The organism is Pseudomonas sp. Wu6 (assembly GCF_019891515.1).
Lineage (GTDB): Bacteria > Pseudomonadota > Gammaproteobacteria > Pseudomonadales > Pseudomonadaceae > Aquipseudomonas > Aquipseudomonas orientalis_A.
In genome coordinates this window covers 16,643-39,703 of sequence record NZ_JAFLXH010000032.1, presented here as the reverse complement: position 1 = coordinate 39,703, position 23,061 = coordinate 16,643, and the positions used below count along the sequence as shown (strand labels likewise).

The 23,061-nt window shown below is 61.9% G+C and carries 7 protein-coding genes; 3 read left to right on the top strand and 4 right to left on the bottom strand.

The annotated features are described in order from the left end of the window. The first annotated feature begins 63 nt into the window (after positions 1-63). Both J1G34_RS20340 and J1G34_RS20335 read left to right on the top strand, forming a co-directional pair. Entirely contained in the window at positions 64-822 is a 759-nt protein-coding gene (locus J1G34_RS20340) for a molecular chaperone (protein WP_222994549.1), read from the top strand. 5 nt (positions 823-827) lie between these two features. Further along, positions 828-1,310 carry a CS1 type fimbrial major subunit gene (locus J1G34_RS20335; RefSeq protein ID WP_222994548.1) on the top strand — a complete coding sequence of 161 codons (483 nt, stop codon included), beginning with the start codon at positions 828-830 and terminating at the stop codon, positions 1,308-1,310. Between the two features lie 13 nt (positions 1,311-1,323). On the opposite strand, the gene J1G34_RS20330 is transcribed toward J1G34_RS20335, so the two are convergent. The 4 genes from J1G34_RS20330 to J1G34_RS20315 all read right to left on the bottom strand — a co-directional run bounded on the left by J1G34_RS20330 (position 1,324) and on the right by J1G34_RS20315 (position 20,862). After that, complete coding sequence (locus tag J1G34_RS20330; RefSeq protein ID WP_262411887.1) at positions 1,324-6,303, bottom strand: NEL-type E3 ubiquitin ligase domain-containing protein; 4,980 nt, start codon at positions 6,301-6,303, stop codon at positions 1,324-1,326. Between the two features lie 317 nt (positions 6,304-6,620). Continuing rightward, complete coding sequence (locus J1G34_RS20325; protein ID WP_222994546.1) at positions 6,621-12,404, bottom strand: membrane-targeted effector domain-containing toxin; 5,784 nt, start codon at positions 12,402-12,404, stop codon at positions 6,621-6,623. A 120-nt stretch (positions 12,405-12,524) separates the two neighbouring features. Continuing rightward, on the bottom strand, positions 12,525-17,615 hold the full coding sequence (locus J1G34_RS20320) for a dermonecrotic toxin domain-containing protein (protein ID WP_222994545.1): 5,091 nt from the start codon (positions 17,613-17,615) through the stop codon (positions 12,525-12,527). A 157-nt stretch (positions 17,616-17,772) separates the two neighbouring features. Then, entirely contained in the window at positions 17,773-20,862 is a 3,090-nt protein-coding gene (locus tag J1G34_RS20315) for a transglycosylase domain-containing protein (protein WP_065898228.1), read from the bottom strand. Positions 20,863-21,277: 415 nt separating this feature from the next. Between J1G34_RS20315 and J1G34_RS20310 the strand changes: the two genes are divergently transcribed. After that, positions 21,278-22,690: an amino acid permease gene (locus J1G34_RS20310; protein ID WP_065898227.1), complete on the top strand. Its 1,413-nt coding sequence runs from the start codon at positions 21,278-21,280 to the stop codon at positions 22,688-22,690. Positions 22,691-23,061 lie beyond the last annotated feature (371 nt).

The window sequence follows — 23,061 nt, the reverse complement described above, 5'->3', positions numbered from 1 at the left end:
GCCCGCATATCGGCTGCCGCAGCGGGCGGTGAGCCGCGTTCAATCAATGAGGCGTAAGCAAACATGAAACATGCAGTGTTAGTGGCTGGGCTGTTGCTGATGTCGTGGGCGGCACAGGCCGGGCCGGCGATCAATGTCGGCGTGGTGTACGACTACCTGGAAGGTGACCGCAGTTCTTACCTCAAGCGGGTGTTCAATGGGGGCACCAGCACCGCCTTTATCAAGGTCAATGTGCTGGAGATCGTCTACAGCGCCGACGGCACGTCCAGGGAAATCCCGATCGCCTCCCTGGCCGATGACAAGGGTGGCGCCACCAGCCGCGACGGTCTGATGGCCAGCCCGGCGCGGCTGATCGTCCCGGCGGGCGGGCGCCAGGGCACCCGTCTGCTGTACATGGGCCAGCGCGACAAAGAGCGTTACTTCCGGGTGCGCTTCATCCCGGTAATACCGGAAAAGGACGACGACTTTGCCGTCACCGACGTCGAGCGTGACGCGTACAGAAAGAACTTGGCGGCCGGGGTCAACATCATGGCCGGCTACGGCACCGTGTTTTTCGTGCGACCCAAGGACACCCGCTTCGATACGAAGGTTGTCGAGACAGCCAGCCAGTACACCCTGCGCAATGCCGGAAACAGTGTGGTGGTGCTCGACGAATTCCGGGACTGTTCGGTGGCGAAAAAAACCGACTGCGAAGCCACCACCAAGCACCACATCCTGCCGGGCCGTCAGTGGACGCTGGAGAAGAAACCTGGCCGCGAGTACCGCTTCCAGATGATTGAAGGCCGCGACAAAAAACCGATGACGGTCAACAGCAACGGGTGATGACAATGTTCAAGCAACTGACGGTATGGGCGGGGTTGGTCGCAACGTTGTTCATCGGCGGGCCGGCACAGGCGTTTCAGGAGCGCCACAGTTTTGAGGTGTCGGTGACTATCCCTGTTCATGAGGCCTATGTGTTGCCCTCCGAACCCGACTGGATGGGGCAGGACCAGGTACTGGCATGGGACCTGGCCACCTCCAGGCTCGGACGCCTGCGCAAGAACTTCGACGTGAAGAACCTCAATGGCGGCGTGGCCGCGCGCCTAGGGGACACGCCCTATTTGTTGAGCGGCCGCGACCGTATTGATTTGCGCGTGCTGTTCAACCGGGTGCCCCTGACCCTGGACTCGACCCGGGTACTCAGCGCTGACGAGGCGGGCATGGGCCGGCGCGTCGAGCTGGAGATTGCTCCGATCGAGCCCGAGGGGGGCTACCAGGGCGGTGCCTACTACGGCACGGTGCACCTGATGTTCGACTTTCTGGCGCCCTGAGCCTTCGATTCCGTCAAGTGCGGTTCTTGCGTGCGCCTGCCCGGTTCAGCGCGGCGCGGGTCAGGTCTCGCAGCCACTGATTGTGACGGTATCCCAGCTCGTTCAGGGTTGTATCGTACTGCGCCGCACTCATCGGGTTGCCGGATAATACGCCGGCTTCATCCAGTTCCAGCGCCTGCGCCAGGTCGCGCAGTTTCGCCTGCAGGGCTTGCCGATCGGTCTGCGGCAGGTCCTGCGACTGAGCGTATTGCGCTTGCAGTGCCTGTAGTTCATCGAGCTGGAGGTACTTGCGGTCAAAGGCGGTGTCATTGTTCCATTTGGCGGTGGGGTGGTGCTGCTCAAGGTAACGCTCCCAACCTTTGTCCAGCAGCATCTGATTGACCAGTCCGTCACCTTCTTCGAGCCTTTCGACCGCTGCGGCGACCTTGTCGATCTGTGCGGGGGTCACGTCAGCCAGTGTGCGGTAAGTCATATGCGACGAGAGCCAGGGCAGGTCCAGTCGGTCCGCCAGGCTGCTGCGATAGGCCAGATGAATGCCCGCTTCGTCGACCTCGCCATGCTCGCCGTCGATGACCTGCGACCATAGCCGTTGCCCCAGCCCGCCCTGGTCTTTGGGCTTGAGGCGGTGGGCGATATCTTCGCCGATGGCTTTGCCCATATACGCGTCGCGCGCGGCGCCGCGGGCCAGCACCACCAGCCTGGCTTCAAGTTCCTCTGGTGATGTGCTGGTGCGATGGGCTTCACTGGCAAGCACTTCGACCCCCAGCTTCTGAAAGATCAACGCGCCCGCGTCGGGGCACAGTCCGGGGTAGCGGGTATCCTTGAACACGCGTTCGCGCAGGTCGCTGTCGGTTTCGACCGCCCGCAGCAGGCGCCACACCCGCTGGCTCAATTCCGGCCGATTGCTCTGGTAGGCCAGGCGGTCCTCCTCGGCTTGAAACTCATCGGGTTCCTCAAGCGATCCGATCACTTCAAACAGGCCCTGGGAGCCCGGTTCCTTTTCAATCTCCTCCCACAGTTGCCGATGGCGCTCGCGCTCTGCCGGCTTGATGTAGGTCAGCCAGGGTTCGCTCTGGCCTTTGGGCGCATAGGTGCGCAGCGCGTCCAACCCCACTGACTCGCGGTATTCGGCGAGCAAGTCCTGAAAGTCCGAGGTGAGCCTGCTTTGGTCCAGCCGTGTGCGGGCGATGATGTCGGCATCATCCGAGCCTGGGGCGACATGGGGCAACCGGGTGATCGGGTTCTCGCTCAGGTCCAGTTGGAATCCGCGCGCGCGGGATTGGCCGATGAGCCCGGCGGGCCAGTCGTTTATCTGTGTATCGCGCAGGTTCAGCAGGGTCAGGGCCGGCATCTGGCGGATGTCCGGTGCCTGCCCCAGCGGGTTACCGGCCATTTCAAGCTGTTTGAGGCGCTTGAGCCGGGCGAGTGTCGACATGGCCGCCTCATCCAGCACGATGGCATTTCCTTCCAGGTACAAACGGCGCAGGCGTTTGAGCTTGCCGAGGGTCTCAGGCAGCCTGGTGAGTGTGTTGCGACTCAGGTCGAGGTCGCGCAGATGCGGGAAATTGTCGAGAAAGGCGGCATGGCTATCGGAAAATTCACAACCGCGCAGGTCCAGGTCGCTGATGTGGTTCAGTGGCACATTGAGGGTGGGCAGGTCGTCGGGCAGGGGGGTGTTGAACAAGTCCAGGGCGATACCGCCGCGGTGTTCGAAGCTGTCGTCCAGATGCACCGTCAGGCCATTGCTCCAGCCGTCATAGAGGCGGGTCGCGACTTCCGCTCGACGCTTGCGCACTTGCGGTTCCAGCAGGGTGCTTTCCCAGCGCGTCGGGCTTTTTATGTAGGTATCGAGCTGATGGAACAGCTGCTGTTTTTGCGACTCCATCTGCGTCAGCGTTTGCTCGCCTTCGGCTGTGCCCAGCGTGATAGACAGGCGTCGAACGCTGTCTTTGCTCATTGCGGGAAGTAACAGCTTGATGCGCTCTTCAATGGTTTTGGGCTGCATGTCATAGCTGTCGACGCGGGACATTTTGCACGAGGCACCGCCGCCCAGCAGCACTTCGGTCTCGGGCGCAGGTCGCCTGCTCACGGTGGGGTCGGCCAGGGCCAGGCGCCGCTCGGCGGGCGTCTGATTGCGTTCGATCACCCATTGGCGCAGTTGCTCACCTTCGCCGACGGCGAAGAGAGGCGCGCGTTGCGGGTCCTGTGCCAGGGTCCAGAGCAGGGACTCGTACAGCGTGGCGGCAGCGGTCAGCGGCTTGGCATCGGCGTCGAACACCGCATAGTGCCCGTCTGTGCTGCGCACCAGGGTGCGGGTCTGGGGCGCATTGGCATCGCCGACGCTGCAGCGTAAAGGGCCGCCGGGGCTGCCGTTGCGCAGGTCGACTTTCAGGTTGGCGAACGCATCGCTGTGCAGACGCAAGGTGTTGAGCACCAACCGTTCGCTTTGCACCGAGGGTTGATGATGCGGGTAGAGCCCTTCGACAGCGCGGCAGGCCTGGCTGTCGACGTCCAGCTCGCGTGCCAGGCTTTTGAGACGCAAGGGCAGGCGCTGCTCGTGCGTCATCACCGTGGACTCTTGCGGCCAAGCCTGCCTGAGCAGGGCGTTGGCACAGCTCACTGGCAGCTCGGGAGCGCTCTGGCGCAGCAGGGCCACGTGCGGGTCGCTGCTGACTTGGCCCAATTGATAATGGCTGTTGGCGATATGACCGCCAAAGCCGTCGACGTAGTCCGCCAGTCGATTGCGCAACGCCTGCACCTGTTCGGCCGGGGGCAAGCTGTCGCCCAGTAACGTAGTGATCTGTTGTTCGTCGAAAAAATCCAGCACGCGCTCCGGCAGCCTGGCAGCCATTACGTCGGCCAGGCTGATGGTCAAGGTATCTGCCGGTGCGGCGTCGGCGTTGCCATATTTACGCGACTCGCCGCTCAGGTCGCTGTTGTGAAATACCTCCAGGGCTTTGTCTGGCGGCCAGCCGGGGAGTTCTGTGACGGCCTGTTCGAACCAATAGGAATACGGCTCGAGTGTTTGGCCTGTGCGCATCCTGCGGGCTGATTCTTCGGCAAACCGGCCTGCTTGAAAGCGTTCAAGGCTGTCGGCCAACAGCGGTGCGGAGGGTCGGTTGCGCACGTACATGTGGCGCAGATGGTCCGGCTCGCTGCCACTGATGACCCGGATCTGCTCGAGCTGCTCGGTACTCAGCGCCTGGGTGGCGGGACTGATCCGGCGCATCAGCGTGTGATCGTCCCAACTGCGGGGTTGTTCACCTTCATGCACCCAGGCACCGCTGCCATTGAAGCGTATCTTCGGTTGATAGGCGTGTGGACGGCGGGGATGCACGATGCGCTGGTGAGGCAGTTGGGGGTCGTGTTCGATCTGATAGTGGTTGTCTGCGTGTGCCAGCCAGTGTTTTTGAGCATGCTGATATAAGCCTTGTGCGTCAGGCAGGGTGCCTTTGGGCAGGCTGATGCTTTGCTGGTACGGCGAAAGGTCCGGGTTCCACAAGCGTTTTTCGCCGCCGGCAAGTTCCACCGGGTGCAACCCTTCGACGAAGGGCGACGGCGTGAGTGCAAGCGTCTGGCCTACCGCGCCGGCCCCCGCCCAAACCCCCAGTTGCACCACCGCCTGAGCCACCTCCATGGCGTGAGCAATCGCTTGCAGCCCGTCACCCTGTGCCCAGTCAACGATGCCTTCGAATACCTCGTTGGCCACCTGGTAGGCGGTGTAGGCGAGCATCAACTCCCCCAGGAACGGTACGAATGGCGTGACCACCAGTAGCGCGGCATTAAGGATGTCCGAGAGCATCTTGCCCAGGTTGTCCCACCAGGCCCAGCGGGCCATCAGGTCTGCATAGGCGGTGGTGATGGCAATTTCCCGGGTATCGTTGACGATCTTGTTGAGTTTGACCCGGTACAGGTAATGCCACAGCGTATCGGGTTCGGAATGGCCGGCCGGAGGGCGGTTCTGGTAATCGTCAAAGATGTTTTGCACGCTGAAATGCAACTGCGGCGTGTCAACCGGGATGGTTTGCCAGCTGGGGCCGCTGTCGGTGCGTTTCTTCTGATGCCATTGCACCTTGAACAGGCGGTTTTGCAGCTCGGCGAAAAAATATCCGCGTTGTTTATGGTCCACAAATTGACTGAAGAATTGCCGGTAGGTGGCTTTGGAGAGTGCCTGGCCCTTTTCATCGAGGGTCGCGGTGCTGTCGCGCAGTTGGCGTGTCAGTTCGTTCATGAACTCGACCGGCGAGGCGTACTCCTTCAACGGGTGCTCGGGGTCTTCGGGGATGAAGGCCAGCAAGCGCTCGATGTGTTTGTCGCGACCTTGTGGCGCGGCAATCAGCACAATACCGCTCAGTTGGGCATCCAGCAGGCTCAGGTTGTAGTACTGCACCGCAATGCCACCCAGGGCCGGGGCCGGCTTGCCCTCGGCGATATCCAAGAGCAATTGCCGGGCATCGTCTTGGATATGCCCTTGCGACAGGGCGATACAGGCGGCGTTTTTCAGCGCCGCCTTATCGCAGGCAATCACCCTGCGGCGTAATTTATCGGCCTGCACCTGATTGTTGAACCCCAAAACTTTCAATAATCGCGTCTGGTATTGCAGGCCGATATTCAGGCTGCGGCACAGGTCTTTGAAGCCCAGTGCGGTCAAGGCCTGGCCGTTGATGCGCGAGGTGAGCTGGAGAATGTTCTGCTGGCCTTGAGCGTCCGCCCTGGACAAGAACGCAAAGTCGGCAAATTGCTCGCCGGCAGAAAAATTATGCAGGGCTGCGTCCAGTAACGATACGGTCCGGCTGGTCACGCCTTTGCGCACGCCAATGGCCCACCAGCTGTTTTTAGCGGGGGCATAAAGACGAATAAAGGTGTTTTTTACATCAATGTTGCCGTATTCACGTAAGGCTTTTTTGAGCAGGGGTTCAGCGAATGTATAAACGTCTTTTACGTATTTGAATGTTTCATCCAGCGTGTTCCGGGCTGTCCAATGCTCGGCCATGGCCTCTGTCGAAGCCGTGTTCAGGGGCCTGTCGATAGACGTGATTCGTGTGTAGACGCAGGGGCTCGCGGCCTGCACCGCGCGAACGCGGGCCAGCGTTGTCGAGCTGAGCCAAGCGGGGAGTGCACGCTTGATCAAGTCAAAGTGAATACCCGTTTCTGCATGGCGTGCAGCGTGTTGATAAGGAGACTCCAATAGCATGGTCAGGTTGCCTTTTTAAGGAACAGTCAAGGGCTGCCCGGCACTTGGGCCGGGCAGGAATAAACGTGAAAAGTTGACATTGAGTGGTGCTTCAGCCGACAGGCGTCGGCTAGCGATCAGAAGGCAGGCAACGTCCCCTTCACCTGTCGCAGTAGCTCGCTTGGCCGGGCCGCCCTGGAGGCAGGTGACAGGTTCACCTCCGCCTTAAGCTGCGCCGCCAGGTTTTCCAGGGTCGTATAGGACCTGCCTTGCAACTGCGGCCAACGCTCGACAAAAAATTCCCCGGTATCGTTAATTTGAATGGGGGTGGACACAATCGCTCCGCTCTCGGAACGGTGGAGCACATTGGCGTGGGCGGCTGAAGGCTGCTCGATCAGGAACTCGTCGACGTTTCTCAGCCATGCGCGGTCCGGCACCGCCTTGGGAAACGGCATGGGCTTACCGGCAATACCGACGTGCAACGTGAAGTCACTGCGCAGGGTTTTTGTTCCGGGGGAGCCGATCTGACCTTCGACGAACTCCCATCCGCCCCGCTGCAGCGGCAATGCCTGGGTGGGGTGGACATCGCGTATCCTCAAGCTGACGCCATCCTGCAATTGGGCAATGCCCGGGACACCCAGGTGCAGGTCACAGTGGGCATCCCCGATGAGCGCGACCCATCGATGCGGGCCCTGTGCCAGTTGGTCAGCCTTGATCACCTCATTGGCGAAATAGCTGAACAGGTTCATGCGGGCCTTGTCCCCGTACATGCGCTTGACGTGATAGCTGGCTGTGCAGTCGAGCGCCCGCACCCGAATGCCCGCCTTGTTCGCGGCTTTGACCACATTGGTGTAAGTGTCGGGCCCGGTATAACCGCGCATATGGCCGGCATCCTGCGCGCTCAGGTAGCGTTTGAGGTTTTTCGGCATTTCGCTGATGCGCAAGAAATCCTCCAGCTCTGCCTGATGCAGATCGGTGAGCAGGTGCTCCAGGTACAAGGTCTCCACGCCCTCCTGCTTCAACAGCTTCATGTGTTTGATCAGGAACCGTTTGCTGTAGGTATCAAGATGGGACTCGCCGATAACCAGTCCCCGTATCTTTTTAAACAACTGCGTGATGAACGCCTCCTCGCTGGTCGCCGTGGCAAGGTCGGCGAAATCCGGGCGTGGCAGTGGCGTGTAGGCGGCCAACGCCTGTTTGGCGGTTTCATCCAGGCGACTGCGTGTTTGCTTGAACGCCTGGTGCGCCGGATGGTACGGGTCTCCCGTTCGAGGCCCGTAGATGGGGTCAAAGCTGTCATGCCTATGCACCATCTCGTCCAGGTCCGGTTTGAACGACGCGGGCAGATCAAACTCATGGTAATGAGACGGTGATGGGGGGCCCGGTACCGCTCTTGAGGGGCCGGCCGTCGGCAAGGTTTGGGCGGTTGTGGCCATTGTCAGCCTGTAATCACCCCGCGACAGCGCGGCGGCGGATGTATCAGGCAGGAGGCCCACTGCCTGGCCAGGGGTAGCATCATCCACACGCAAGGCAATGACATTCTGCAAGTCAGCCAGGCCCGGCACCTCGTCGGTACTGCCTATGCGACTGTGATCTACCAGGGCGATCCAGCCATCATCGGGATCGTTTTGCGCGAGGGCTTTGTGGGAATAGAAATTTCTGAGCTGGCTGTTGCGCGGGATAAACCGCTCTTTGTCAGACAGCTCCAGCGCGTGTTCCAGATGATAAGAACTCGAGGCGTCCACGCCGTCGATTGCGACCTTGTGCCTGTGGGCTTCGAGCATCAGTTTACGGAAGGTAAACGGCGCATCCGCGCCCCAGCCCAAACTCGCATCGACGCGCGCCAGATGGTCGCCGACCTTTTTCAAGGCGTACGCAAGGTTGCCCTTGGTTTCGCCATTGATGATTTTGAGTTTGGTGCGGAAAACGTCAGCCGGCAGGTTTTCGATGTGCAAGCGCTTGAGTCCTTGCGCTGCCAGGGCCGGCAGGTTTTCGATCAGTAACTGCTTGCTGGCAACGCTGGTGTTGGAGGCGCCAATGATCAGCCGCTTCTTGAGTGGGAACAGGCCGGCCAGTACGGTAGACGGGCTGGAGTCGGGTGCCAGTACCGGCAAGCCGGTGCGGTCCGGGCGTGCTGGAGGCGAGGCGTAAAGTGCCTGCGTATCTTCAGTCAGGTGTTTCACCTGATTGCGGTAGCTGTCACGTAGAGGCTTCAAATCCAGATAGGCCCCTTCACGTGCGCCCTGCGCAATGGTGTCATCCGGATGACTGGTGATGGTGCGCACGTACTCAAGGTTGAGCGCTGATCTGAAGTACTTGCCTTGCTCGGGTGCAATTTCATAGCGCGCCAGGGACTGGTTGGCCTCCTCCTGGAGTAGCGTATAGGTCTTTCTACGGCCACCTCCCGCAACCCCGGAACGAACCCAATGGCCATCGGCGTTCTGGTTGACCAGGCGTGCAGTCGACTGCATTTGCTCGGTGACGGGGTCATGGCGAAACAGCAGATACCGCCCCAGAGAATCCGGTGTGTTTTTGACCCAGTACTGATGGGTATCGAACATCACGGGTTTCATGCCGGCAGCAATACCGGGGTCGATATCATTGATCAGCGTGGACTGTGTCAGCGCTTTGGTCACCGGTCTGATCGACAATGTATTGAAGGGGCCTTTAAGGGCCTGGCGAACGTCAAACAACACAGCACCGCCCACATTGGCCAGGTAGCCGATGAAGTGTTTCAAGGCGCCGGCCATGTCGCCCTGTTGGTAGGCGGTGATGGCGAGCATCGCGTCCTTGAAGGCCAACAAGCCACCCAGGCCCAGGCTCAACACGGGGAATGGAATGGTGGCGATGGTGGTGACCAGTTCGACGCACGTCCAGACAATCCCCATGATCATCTCTGTGCGATTGACCGTGGTGGCAGTCACATCGTCTATTTTTCGTTGCAGCACCCTGTTGTAGACATCGTTGCGCAGGTCGGTCAGGGTGGTGTCAGGCGTTGTCCTGTCATAGCGCGCCAGGCTGGGGGTGGTGCGGTCAATCGTTTCGGGCAGTCCATCGCGGGCAGTCGTCAGGAACGTGGTGATCCGCGCCTGGGATTGGACCGGCACCCGACCGTGCAGGTAAGCCGACACACCGTTGACTTTTTTCAGCCAGTAGTTGAACAGCTTCGCCTCACGAAAGCCGATGCCGTCGGGTGCGTTGGGGGTGTAGAGCAACACCGGGTTGTTTGCATGGCTGAACAGGTAGTTGCCCATTACCCAATCGCCGTCAATCGTCAGGCGGTGTACCTGATAAGTGGAGCGAGTCGCAGCCGCCGTGTCGCCAAGGCCGTCGATGGCTCGCTCCAGCCAGGTCAGGTCGAGCCGGGCGATATGGCCACGCAGGCAGCAGTCGAGCGCCGCGTATTTCATCTGCAGTTGTGTGATGGCCAGCGTGGCGTCGCGCCGTCTGGCATATCCGGGGCTGTTCGCGCTTTGCAATTTGGCGCGCACTTCGTCGGTGTAGCGTCGACCGATCCAGACACCGGTCACCGACCTTGACACGTTCTGCGGGGTCAGGCGGCTCAGGTCGACGCCCGCCGGCCCGCTGAACGTGGCCGAGGTAGAGAATTTCGGATCGATGAAGCCGACGTTGTCCGTGTAACCGTCGCGGTACAGCCTCGTATAGGTAATGGGCTTCGGCTTGCCGCCCAGCAGTGGCCAGGGCGCCGACACGAACACGCTGTCAGGGTCGACATCATTCTGAGGACGGCCCAGCAGCGTGTTCAGGCTGAGTGTGGCCTTGGCGTGCAGATAGGCATCGAAGGTGATGAAGTTGGCGTGCGAATCGGGCATGGCGTCATAGGTGCTCAAGGCACCTGCGGCATCGTCGGCAAGGCGGGTCAAACGGGTTCGGTCTGGCGGCTGGGCCGAGCGATACCAGAGCGGGGTGCTGTAGTCGTAATCGTCCTGCGCTGCGCTTTGCGAATGCACGACCATGGCGTCCAGGCATACCGTGTGCGAGCACACAGGGCCGAATGTCACCTCTTCGTGTTCCCTTGCGTCGGGCTTGAAGCCCAGACCTGCCAGGAACGTGCCCATCTTCGGCCGAAATCGCAGCGGGCATTGCTCCAACAGGTAGTCGCGCAGGGTGCGCCCCTCTGACCGGGTGTGGTCATCAGCCCAACTGATGATATGCGCCTGGCATTCGCGCTCGGTGGCGAATGCCTGGAACTGTCGCTCGCGCGGCGAGTTCGGGGTGCACAGCAACAAGCGCCGGACTTGGCCGGTGGCGTCCACCTCGCGCAATAGCCACAGGTCTTTGAGTTGCGCGCCGTGCAACAGCACGGTGCGTGCGCACAGGAGCGGGTTGGTACCGGCGCGCAAGGTGTCGAACAAGGCATGGTCCGCGTGGCTCAGGTCGCCTCGCAAGCGGGCGATAAAGGCCAGCAGCACCAGGCGATGATCAAACAGGTCGCGAGTCGCCTGTCTGAAGCGGGTTTCGGTCTGCATTTGTTTTTGCAGCGCGGCGAAGTCCAGGCGCGGTTGCAGGCCGGATTCGCGGAGTATCTCGAGCAGGCTCTGCGCATTCAGCACGGCATGCTCGCCTTGCAGTGCCGCCCCCGCGTACGTCAGGGTGGTGTTGGTCAAAAAATCAGAGCCGGGCAGCTCGTCGCCCGCATGCAGCCCGTCATGGCTTAATTGCGCCAGACTGCGCGTTTGCTCATAGGTGCCGACATGGGCGACATGGCGTCGGGTGGTGATGTTCAGGTGGAGCGGGTTCAGGTCGTGGATTTCCAGCGCTTCGTCCAGGTACTCGGTCAGCTGGAAATGCGCCAGCGCCTGAGGCGAAGCGGCAGGCCCCAGCAGCTCGATATAGGTCGCCCGGGCCTGATTGTAATCCTGCAGGCAACGACTCAGGGTTTGCTGGTCCGTCGCAGCCGCGTGGCGATACCAGTCCGGCAGGCCGTTGTACACGCTGCGCTCCAGCAGTCGTTGGCGCCTGAACGCCAGGCGCGAGGACAAATCCGGCAGTGCGGCCTTCACCGCGTCGTCCAGTGCCGACTGGAGCAGCGTTGCCTCGTGCAGCGGGTTTCCGACCAGGCTCAATGCCCGTTCGATGTCCTGGCTGCGCTTGTCGATGATCGCGTTGTAGGTATGTTCGAACAAGGGCTCGCCGCTGATGGGCAGCAATTGCAGTGGCCAGATATCGTCGACGTCCAGCGCCTGATAACGCACCGGCAGGTGTTGGCAGAACTCCTCGTGGCCTGCCGGCAACGCTAGCGTCGGCTTGAGTCGCTGGTCGAGTTGCGCCAGCGAATCGAAGGACTCCAGGCCTCGGTTTGGGGTGAACAACAGCACCTGGCCGAGGTCCTCTCCCGAGGTCAGGTTATCCACAACCGGGCTGGATTTGCGCGTAAGCACAAAGGCCCCGGCAAACTCCACGGTTTTGTCCTGGTAGCTGAAGTTGAGCGAGTACATCCCCGGCCGATAATCCGCGCCCCGGGAGCAGTCTTCAACCATGCGTTGTTCTGCCGGGGCCAGCAGGTAATCGCGCACATCAAGCCTGGCCTGCTGCTCCAGCGCGCCAAGACCTGCCGTCTGGGCGAGATAGCTCTTGCGGCCCAGACCACTGACTGTGCTGGCTTCGTCAAGGCCTCGCAGGTGTGTGTTCAGGTCGGTTTTGAGCTGGGCGAGCAGTGTTTTTCCGGCGGCTTGGGTGAGGTCCGCCTGCGTCAATGCCCCAAACAAACTGCGTGACCTCTCCAGCAGGACGTTGTTGGCGCTGATCAGGGTGGTATTGAGCTTTTCCAGCGCAAGCAGTTCAGGGGGTAACACGGCAGGCTGCCGGGTTTGAGTGCGCAACTGCGGGTCGATTTCAAGCAGCTGGGTGTGTATTTCTTGAAGCTTGGGTGAGGGCGAAGGGGGCGTCGGTGTGCTCATTGGCACTGTCCTCATGCTGATGGAATGATCCATCAGCATGCGGCGAGGGCGAGTGAGCGCGGCGGTAACTATTGAAGGTGCGGGTCAGGGTTCAAGCGGCCAGGCCCGCGTTGTACCCACTCACGACGCGCGGTTGCGGCGCCCCGTGTCACGGGCGAGGGCCTGACGTGTCAGTTGGCGTAAGCATTCCTTTTCCTTGTATCCCAGATCGTTGAGCAGCCCGTTGTACACGTCATCGGACATGGGCGCGTCGGCAAATACCACACTGTCCGGGAGTTGGAGCGCTTCGCCCAGAGTGCGCAATGTGTCGCGCAGGACTGCTTTTTGTGCCGATGTCAGGGTGTCAGATCGCGCCCACTGTGCCTGCGCGGTCTGCAAGTCATCGAGTTGCAGGAAGCGTGTGGAGTACAGCTGTTCATTGTCGCGGTAGGCCTGATCGTGGCTGTCGCGCAGGTACTGTTCCCAATAGGGCTCCAGCAACATTTGATTGACGAGCCCGTCGCCTTCGCCCAGCGCCAGCACCCGGGTGTAGGCCTGGTTGATCTGCTCCTCGCTGACGTTGGCCGTTGTGCGGTACAGCATGTGGTTGGATATCCAGGGCAAATCCAGCCTGGTCGCCAGGTCGGTCTGGTAGGCAAGGTGCACGTCCACTTCGTCGACCTCTCCGGGCACGCCATCGCGCATGTCGGACCTGAACCGTTGGCCCAGCCCGCCTTCGGCCACCGGTCTTACGCGTTGGGCAATGTCTTCGCCCACCACCTTGCCCAACAGCTTGAGGCGGGCGCCGCCCTTGGCCAGGGTGACGAGTTTGTCTTCGCATTCGGCGGCGTCTTGTGAGTAACGCACGGCTTCGCTGGCCATGACCTCGATCCCCATCTCATTGAAAATCTGCGCGCCGGCGTCGTCGCACAGGCCAGGGAAACCGGACATCTTGAACAGGCGTTCGCGCAACGGGGTGTCTTCATGGGCGGCGCGTACCAGCCGCCAGAGCCTTTGCGTCATGGCCCGGCGATTGTCTTCATAGCGCAGGCGGTCCTCGGCCTGTTCAACAAACTCGGGAGGCTCAAGGTAGCGGATCACTTCGAAAAAGCCCTGGGAGCCGTTTTCCCGTTCGACCGCGTTCCACACCTGCTCGGCGATGGGTCGGGTTTGCGCGTCAGCCTCCAGCAGCCAGGGGCCGCTGTTGCCTATGGGTTCATAGGTGCGGTTGGGGTCCAGTCCGGCGGCGGTCCGGTAGTGTTCGTAGTGGGTAAGCGCCTGGGCCGTCAGGGCGTTTCGGTCCAGGCGCGTGCGGGCAATCACCCGGGCGTTGGGTGTACCGGCGGTGGCATCCGGTAGCGCGTCGATGGGGTTGGCGCGCAGATCGAGCACAAAATCGTCGGCGCGAGGGTGAGCAAACAGTCCGCCCGGCCACTGGGTGATTGCCGTGCGGCTCAAGCCCAAGTGGCGCAGGTTAGGCATCAGGCTGATATCGGGTGTGAGTACCAGCGGGTTGTTGCTCAGGTCGAGGTGTTCCAGGCGGCGGACCTTTCTCAGGGTACGTACATCGTCGGGACTGAGCGTCAGGTCATTGCTGCTCAAGTCGAGGTCTTTAAGCCAGCGCATGTGCGCCAGCGCCGGCGGAACATCCATGAGTCTGTTGGCGTGCAGGTCCAGGCTGCGCAGGGTGGGGAAGTGCCTGAGGAAGTCACTGTGGGGCGGGCCAAATTCGGTGTTGCTCAGGTTCAGGGCGGTCGTATGTTCGAAGTTGGCCGTCAGCCGAGGCAGTGGCGACGGCAACGTCCAGTCGTGCAGATCCAGGCGGGCACCGCTTTGAACATGGCCGTAGGCATCGGTGTGTTCTGCAAATCGGTCGCCCCAGCAGCGTTCGACGGCAACGCCCAGGTGCGTTCTCCTGGCCCGTTCCGCACGGTCCTCCCGACTGCCTCGGGCATGCTGGGTCGGGCTGGCTTTCCAGGCGTGCAGCTCGACATGCAAGCGTTGTTTTTCTTCGGTCAGCTCATTGAGCAGACCGCGCAGCTGTCGAGGCGGAACGCTGTCGATAAACAGTTCCATGCGCTGTTGATTGAGTGTGGGAAACAACAGTTGCAAGGTTTGCCGGGCAAGGTCAGCGGAGGTCTCGACCGGGGGCTCGGCGCAGCGGCCTACACCGGCGCCGCCCAGCAGTTGCACGGTTTGCCGGTCGGCCCGGCGGTAGGTCGGTGGCTCGGCCAGCACCGCACGCCGTTCGGCCAGTGATGCCAGCCGGTCCATCAGCCATTGTTTGAAGGGCACGCCCTGGCCGGGGTGGTAGCCCAGCGCCAGGGCTTTATCGGCGGGCAATGCGCCGAGGATCGCCTCGTACAGGTCTGTGTGGGAAGACAGCCGTGTGCCCGCTTCATCGAACAGGTCATAGCCACGCGCGGTCGGCACCAGAACCCGCCGGGTCGTGGCGTCGACAGGGCCGGTCTCACAACGCAAGGACCCGGTGGGCGTCTGCTCGCGGACTTGAATGCGCAGGTCGGCAAAGCTGTCGCTGTGCACCTTGAGGGTGTTCAGGGCCATCCGCTCGGTGGCGACCGGTAAGGGCGGCGCGGCATAAAACCCTTCGAAGGCCTGCACCGATTGCGCGGCCACGTCCAGTTCACGGGCCTGGTTATGCAGGCGCAAGGGCAGGCGTTGCGCGGCCATGGTGAGGTGTTCCTGGCCGCTGGCGGTGCCGAGCAGGCGCGTCTGCAGGGCCATATCCAGGTGGGGGAAGGCGTGGCGCAACAGCAAGTGCTCCGGGTCGTCGGTCATTTCCCACACCTGGCGGTACACGTTGTCGGCGAAATCCCGGCGCCAGCGCAACACGTGATCGGCCAGTTGATCGCGCAGGTGCTGCACCCGTTGCGCTTGGGCGATGTCGCCGCCCAGCAGTTGGCGGGTCGCCGCTTCATCGAGAAAACCCAGGACATGTTCGGGCAGTTGACCTGACATCATTTGCGCGAAACTGAGGGGCAAGGTATCTGCCGACGCAGCATGCGGGTTGCCCACCTTGATGCTGCGTCCGGACAAGTCAGGGTTGAGGAACACTTCGATGGCTTTATCAGCGGGCCAGCCGTCCAGCTCGGTGACCGTCTGTATGAACCAGTCTGATGAAGGGTCCGACGCCAGCGGCCGGCCGCTGCGAATTTTTTCGCTGGCGATGGCCGGATAAGCCTGCGCTTCAAAGCGCCTGAGGGTGCCCGCCAACAGTGGCGGCATGGGCTCATGGTACAGGTGCATGGCGCGCAGCGCGGCCTCTTCGGTGCCGCTGGCCTGGCGCATCTGTGCCAGTTGCCGATCGGTGAACCCTTCGACCCGATGCCCGAGGCGACGCATGAGGGTGGTGCTGTCCCAGGTCTGCGGCTGCTCCCCTTCGTGCAATACCGCGCCGTCGCCGTTGAAAAATACCTGCGGGCGATAGGCATCCGCGCGTGTCGGGTGGCTGATCCGATGCTCGCCGGTATCCGCGTCGGGGAGCACCTCATAGTGTTCGCCGTGCAGTGCCAGCAGGTGCTTGCCTTGATGCTCATGCAGGCCCGACGGCGACGGCAGCGCGTCGGCAGGCAGGCCATGCTCCTGTCGCGCGTAGGGGTGCAGGTCAGGGTTCCATAATTTGACTCCACCATTGGGCATTCGCACCGGGTGCAGGCCGTCGACAAAGGAGGAAGGCGCGAGTGGGAGGATTTCACCGAGTTTTCCTGCGCCGGCAAAGAGCGCCGCCTGGATCAGGTTCTGCGCCACCCCGAGCAGGTGCTGCGCAGCCTCCGTGCGCTGGCCCTGGGACCAGTCGACAATGCCTTCGAACACCTCATCGAGCACTTGATAGGCGGTGTAGGCCAGCATCAGTTCTCCCAACAGGGGCACAAAGGGTGTGATCAGCAACAGGCCGGCATTGAGCAGGTCCGACAGCGCCTGCTGCAAGTTATCCCACCAGGCCCACCGGGCCAGGTGGTCGACGTAGGCGGTGGACACCGCCATGTCCCTGGCGTCATTGACGACCTTGTTCAGGTGGACACGGTAGAGGTAACGCCACAGATTATCGGTGCCCGGGTCGTCCGCGCGGTTTTGATAATCCTCGGTGATGTTTTGCAGGCGAAATTGCAGGTTGGGCCGGTCGGCCTCTGCGCTCAGTCGCGCGCTGAGCTGCGCGAAAAACCGGCCGCGCAGTTGATGAGGCACGAACTGGCTGAAAAAACGCGGGTAGGTGCCAGTGGTTTGCGCGGGGCCGCCCTTCAACTGGCGGGTCAGTTCTCGGACGAATGCAGTGGGGTCGGGGTATTCCTTGACGGGGTGTTCAGGGTCTCCCGGTACATAGGCAATGACCCGGCCATTGGCCGGTTGTGCCATGAACAGCAGGATGCCGGTCAGTTGGCAGTCCAGCAGGCTCAGGTTGTAACTGTTGATCGGCAGGCCATCGAGCCTCACGTCGGCGCGTTGTTCGATCAAGCCCTGCACGGCCGTCAATGCATCGGCGCGCAGGTCGCCTTTGAGTTGCGCCAGATGGGCGGCGCTGTTGAGGGCGGCCTTGTGGGTGGTGATAGCCTCATCGCGCACCACGACCGCAACGGGCGGGTTGTCGAATCCCAGCCGCTGCCGGAGACGGGCCTGGTAACGAGCGCCGATGTCGAGGTTTCGGCAGATGTTCTTGAAAGTCTCTGCACCAAGGCGCACGCCCGTACGACGATGGGGAAAGTGCAGGATGTCCTGTTGCCCGCGCGGGTCTTGTGCGCTGAGAAAGGCGAAGTCGACAAAACGGTCGGTAGCGGAAAAATTACCCAGGGCAGCGTCCAGTAATGACAGGGTTTTGCTCTGTACGCCTTTTTTGACGTTGACAGTCCACCAGGCCAGGGCGGCGTCGGTATAGAGGCGCACAAAGGTGTTTTTGACGTCGATGTCGCCGTACTCAGTGAACAATGCCGCTTTGAGCAACGGCTCGGCGAAGGTGTAGAGGTCGTTGATATCCCCCAGGCGTTTGTCCAGTGTGTTTTGCGCACGCCAATGCTCGGCGATGGCCTGCCTGAGGGGCAGGTGAGCCTGGGGGATGGCATGCGCATAGGGTTGCGCAGTGGGCAACGTTGCGCTTTCAAGCGCGCTGATGCGCGCCGGGCTGGTGCCTGTCAGCCAGTCGGGCAGGGCGTTCTTGAGGTGTTCGATGTGGCGGCCCTGAAAACTGTCCGGCGTTGCAGGGGCGAGCAAAATGGGCATTTCTTTCAACCTGAATAGTCCTTTAAAAGACGTTCGAGTCTATTCAGCCGAATGCTTGAAAATAAGTTTGAAAAATCAAGGCAAGGCCCCGGCAAACCGGCGCTTCGGATCAATTAATCAAGAGTAATCAACAGCCGGTTACCGCCCTGGCAGGGCGTCATTGAGGCAGGCATGCGCTCCGGCTTTCGCCTTGCAGATAAGGCATCACTATCGGTGCCATGCCTTTGAGCACTTGCACCGGCAACGCCGAGGTGAACTTGAACCCCTGCGCCGAGCTGCCCGGTACGAATGCGGTGAGCGTGCCGAAATGGCGCTCGCCGATGTAGAACACAAACGTGGCGGTACGGTTGATCGCCTTGGAACTGAGGATGCGCCCGCCCGAACCGATGGCTTCGATGCGGTTATCGCCGGTGCCGGTCTTGCCGCCCATGGGCAGCGGTGTGCCGTCGGCCTGTTTGAAACTGCCGGCGACGCGTTTTGCGGTGCCGGCGTCCACCACTTGGGATAACGCGCCGCGCAAGGCGGTCGCCACTTCAGAGGGCATCACTCGACGCGCGCGGCCGGGGTCGTTGATCACGCGCGTGTCATACGGTGTGCCGGCGGCAAAGTGCAGGCTGTCGATGCGCAATACAGGCAGGCGCACGCCGTCGTTGAGGATGATGCCCATCAACTCGGCCAGGGCGGCGGGTCGGTCGCCGGAGCTGCCGATGGCGGTCGCCAGGGACGGCACCAGATGATCGAAGGGATAACCCACGGCCTTCCAGCGCTGATGGATCTCCAGGAACGCTTCGATCTCCAGCATGGTGCGGATACGGCTGTCGCGCGCACTCTGGTGACGGCTCTTGAACAGCCAACTGTAGACCTCCTGGCGCTCGAACTGGCTGGCCTTGACGATTTCGCTGAACGTCGCCTGCGGGTGGTTGATCAGGTAGCCCAGCAACCACAGGTCCAACGGGTGCACTTTGGCGATATAGCCCTGGTCGGGCAGGTCGTAGGCGCCGGGGCCGTAGCTGTCGTAGAGCGCGTCGAGACGCTTGTCGGTCAGCGTCTGCTGGGCCTTGGTGCCGGCCAGGCGGGCGCGTACGAAACTGTTGAAGCTGTCACGGCTGGCCTCGGGCAGCAGATAACGGTGCACCGCAGCCAGGCGGATCGCCGTGGGATGCAGGCTGTCGAGAAAGGTTTCCAGGCGCGCCTGGGTGTCTTTCTTCTGGTATTTCTTCCAGAACTTGAGCAGGAACGTGGTGCCTTCACGGTCGGCAAATTGCGCCAGGTATTCCTGGCGACGGGGCTCGTTGTCGTCCTTGAGCAGTTGCGCGCTGTTGTCGGCGCCGGTGTAGGTGGTGTAGCGCACCAGATCGCGCATCAGGCGAATAAACGGCAGGTTGATCGACTCACGCAGGGCGTCGCGCAGGGTCGGGTTGCGGCCGTTGTCTTCGTTGCGAAAGTTGTGGAAGCGGTGCAGGCCGCCGCCGGTGAAAAAGCGTTCGCCGGGGCTGGCGGAATAGGTGCGGTCAAGGGCGGCGTCGAGCATCTGCGCCAGGGGTTTGCCGGGATTTTGCAGCAGGTAGTCCACGGCCCAGCGACTGAGGCGGTCTTGTTCGGCGATCTGGACTTTTCTCAAGGCCGCGGGCGCGACGTTGACATAGCGCTCATGCAGCTCGGCGATGATTTGCAGGTAGGTGGTCAGCACTCGCAGCTTGGCGGTGGAGCCCAATTCCAGCTTGCTGCCCTCGTTGATGTCGAACGGTTGGTCGGTGTTGTCGGTCTGCACGCGCACGCGGGCGCTGTCGGTAGTGCGCTCGAACAAGGTGAAGCTGTAGCGCACCTGCGGCGTGCTGGCAGGGGTGAGCAGGCGTTCGCCGAACAGCCCGATCTGTTGGGCGTAGGCGGGGTCCGCCAGGCGCTTGAGGTAGGCGGTGACCTGTTCCTGCAAATCGCCCTGCAGCGTGCTGGTGGCTGACAGGTCCAGGCGATCAAGGTCGTAGAGCGGGCGATCGAGCAGTGCGCCCAGGCGGCTGCGGGCCATGCCGATGCCTTTGTTGGCCTCGATTTTCTGCGTGGTCGGTTGCTGCTGCCAGTCGCGATAGCTGACCTGGCTGGCCAGCGCCGCTTTCAATAAACCAGGTTCCAGCAGCCCCTCCTGCGCCAGCAGCCGCAGGTGACTGTCGGTCAATTGCGCGAGCTCGTCGCGGCCCTTGCTCAGGTAATGCGAAGGACGGCGCTGGGCGATCATCAGCGACAGCACTTGGCGCAACGCCAGACCCCGTGACGCCAGACCGGCCGGGGTGTTCGTAGTGTCGGCCAGGGCCTGGTTGACCTGGGCGAAGTCTGCGCCGTACCACACCCGCAAGCCCTCGGCCATGCCGTGCACTTCACCGTGGCCCGGCACTGCCGACAGCGGCACGCTGTTGAGGTAGTCGCGCACTATATTTTGCCGGGCCGGCAGCGTGTCGGTACCGTGTTGATAGGCGCGCACGCTGGCCGACAGCATCTGGCGCAATTTTTCGCTGCTCGACAGGGTCAGGCCGTCCGGTGAATGACGGTACTTTTCCAACTGCGTCGCCAGGGTGCTGCCCCCTGCCGTCTGCCCCGGCAGATGCAACTGGCGCGCCACCTGCGACCAGGCGGCCTTGGCAAAACGCGGCCAGTCCACCGCCGGGTTGGCCTGGGCCGGTTCGGGGTCGAGCAGCGCCCGGTTTTCGATGAACAACAGGCTGCGCACCATCAACGGCGGCACATCGCTGAACTGCGCGTAAAGCTGCGTCGGGTAGTTGAATTGGTACAACGGCGCGGCACGGCAATCGGTGATGTTCAGCCCGGCCTGGATTTTTTCTGCATAGGGGATAAACAGGCCGTGACCGCTGTAGTTCATCAATGCCGTGGAGAAACGCGCCTGAGACTGGATCACGTAGTTGCGCTTGAGCAAGCGCGGCAGGAATTCGCCCAGGGCGCTGTAGCCCAGGCGCCGATCGAACGGCCCGGCACCGGGATACACGATGGCATCGCTGGCACCGGGCTCCACGCGATAGGTCAAGTGTGACGCCCATTGGCTGAGCATGCGCGCCTGCCAGCGGGCGCTGTGCATTTCGCGTAACGCGGCGAACCCCAGGGCGGCCAGCGCCAGCAGCAGGATCAGCCAGAACAGTCGACGCCATGGCCGAGGCGGTCTGGATTTTTTCGGCAATGGGGCGGGTGACGGGCTGTCGGCTTCAGCCTGATGCGAGTCGGTCTGCCACAGTGCGCCCATAGTCGATTGATCCATTCCTACAGATTGATCGGACTTGTCTGAAGCGTAGACGCGAATTGTCTGATCTACGAAGTTTGTCGATGGGCCCGCATGCCACGAGTTTGTCCGAGGTGTCTGGACCCCGGCCCGTTATGCAATACTCTGCGCCGTTTTGCGCGCAGAAGGCCGTTCCAGACGCTTGGTGCTTGCTCCGTCCAAGCGCTTTTTCTCGGGGCATATCGCCAAATTTGCCTGTTTATAGAGTGAAATACCCTGGCGCGCGCTTTTTATACTGCATGCCCGCTGACCTGGCCGCTGACACATGCCAGGCGGGTTTGCCCACGAGGCAGGCCCGGTCAAGGCGGTGTATTTGCCTACCTGCAGATACGCCGACGCTCGGTGGTCAAATCCAATAACAAAATGAGGTTGTATCCCTATGCCTGTCGGCAAACCCCTGCCCCCTGGCGAGACCGTCCAAGGCGGCCCGCTCAAACGCGAACTCGGTGAACGGCATATTCGCCTGATGGCGCTCGGCGCCTGCATCGGCGTCGGCCTGTTTCTCGGCTCGGCCAAGGCCATCGAAATGGCCGGCCCGGCGATCATGCTCTCGTACGTCATCGGTGGCCTGGCCATTCTGGTGATCATGCGCGCCCTCGGCGAAATGGCCGTGCACAATCCTGTGGCCGGTTCGTTCAGCCGTTATGCCCAGGATTATCTGGGCCCATTGGCGGGCTTTCTCACCGGGTGGAACTATTGGTTCCTGTGGCTGGTGACCTGCGTCGCGGAAATCACTGCCGTGGCGGTGTACATGGGCGTCTGGTTCCCCGACACACCGCGCTGGATCTGGGCCCTGGCGGCGCTGATCAGCATGGGCACCATCAACCTGATCGCGGTCAAGGCGTTCGGTGAGTTCGAATTCTGGTTCGCATTGATCAAGATCGTCACCATCATTGCCATGGTGATCGGCGGCGTCGGCATTATTGCCTTCGGCTTCGGCAATGACGGCGTGGCGCTGGGCATTTCCAACTTGTGGGCCCATGGCGGCTTCATGCCCAACGGCGTACAGGGCGTCTTGATGTCGTTGCAGATGGTGATGTTCGCCTACCTGGGCGTGGAGATGATCGGCCTCACCGCCGGTGAAGCGCGCAACCCGCAGAAAACCATCCCCAGCGCCATCGGTTCGGTGTTCTGGCGCATCCTGCTGTTCTACGTGGGCGCGCTGTTCGTGATCCTGTCGATCTACCCGTGGAATGAAATCGGCACCCAGGGCAGCCCGTTCGTGATGACCTTTGAACGCCTGGGCATCAAGACCGCCGCGGGTATCATCAACTTCGTGGTGATTACCGCCGCGTTGTCATCCTGCAACGGCGGCATCTTCAGTACCGGGCGCATGCTCTACAGCCTGGCGCAGAATGGCCAGGCCCCGGCCGCGTTCGGCACCACATCCAGCAATGGCGTGCCACGCAAGGCGTTGCTGCTGTCGATTTTCGCCTTGCTGTTGGGCGTGCTGCTCAACTACCTGGTGCCCGACCAGGTGTTTGTCTGGGTGACCTCCATCGCCACCTTCGGCGCGATCTGGACCTGGCTGATGATCCTGCTGGCGCAGCTCAAATTCCGTAAGGGCCTGAGCCCTGCCGAGCGTGCCGGTCTGCAGTACCGCATGTGGCTGTACCCGGTCAGTTCCTACCTGGCGCTGGCGTTTTTGCTGTTGGTGGTGGGCTTGATGGCGTACTTCCCGGACACACGGGTGGCGTTGTATGTGGGGCCTGCGTTTCTGGTGCTGTTGACGGTGCTGTATTACGTGTTCAAGTTGCAGCCGACCAATGCGGCGGCGCGCTCCGCAGCCTGAACCCTTAGGCTGAACCGGAGCCGGGAAATAGGGGAGCAGGCTTGCCCTGATGCCGATCAGTTAACGCAGATCCCCTGTGGGAGGGGGCTTGCCCCCGATGGCGGCCTCAGGACCGACCAGGATGTTGGGCCGACCCCGGTCCAAATGTAGGAGGGGCTTGCCCCCGATGGCGGCCTCAGATCCGACCAGGATTTTGGGTCGATCCTGGCCCAACTGTGGGAGGGGGCTTGCCCCCGATGGCGGCCTCAGGACCGACCAGGATTTTGGGTCGATCCTGGCCCAACTGTGGGAGGGGGCTTGCTCCCGATGGCGGCCTCAGAGCCGACCAGGATTTTGTGTCGATCCTGGCTCAAATGTGGGAGGGGGCTTGC

Bases quoted from the DNA above. Each gene is read 5' to 3' on its own strand.
- J1G34_RS20320 (WP_222994545.1), bottom strand. From the start codon at position 17,615: ATGCCCATTTTGCTCGCCCCTGCAACGCCGGACAGTTTTCAGGGCCGC.
- J1G34_RS20315 (WP_065898228.1), bottom strand. From the start codon at position 20,862: ATGGGCGCACTGTGGCAGACCGACTCGCATCAGGCTGAAGCCGACAGC.
- J1G34_RS20340 (WP_222994549.1), top strand. From the start codon at position 64: ATGAAACATGCAGTGTTAGTGGCTGGGCTGTTGCTGATGTCGTGGGCG.
- J1G34_RS20330 (WP_262411887.1), bottom strand. From the start codon at position 6,303: ATGGCCGAGCATTGGACAGCCCGGAACACGCTGGATGAAACATTCAAA.
- J1G34_RS20335 (WP_222994548.1), top strand. From the start codon at position 828: ATGTTCAAGCAACTGACGGTATGGGCGGGGTTGGTCGCAACGTTGTTC.
- J1G34_RS20310 (WP_065898227.1), top strand. From the start codon at position 21,278: ATGCCTGTCGGCAAACCCCTGCCCCCTGGCGAGACCGTCCAAGGCGGC.
- J1G34_RS20325 (WP_222994546.1), bottom strand. From the start codon at position 12,404: ATGAGCACACCGACGCCCCCTTCGCCCTCACCCAAGCTTCAAGAAATA.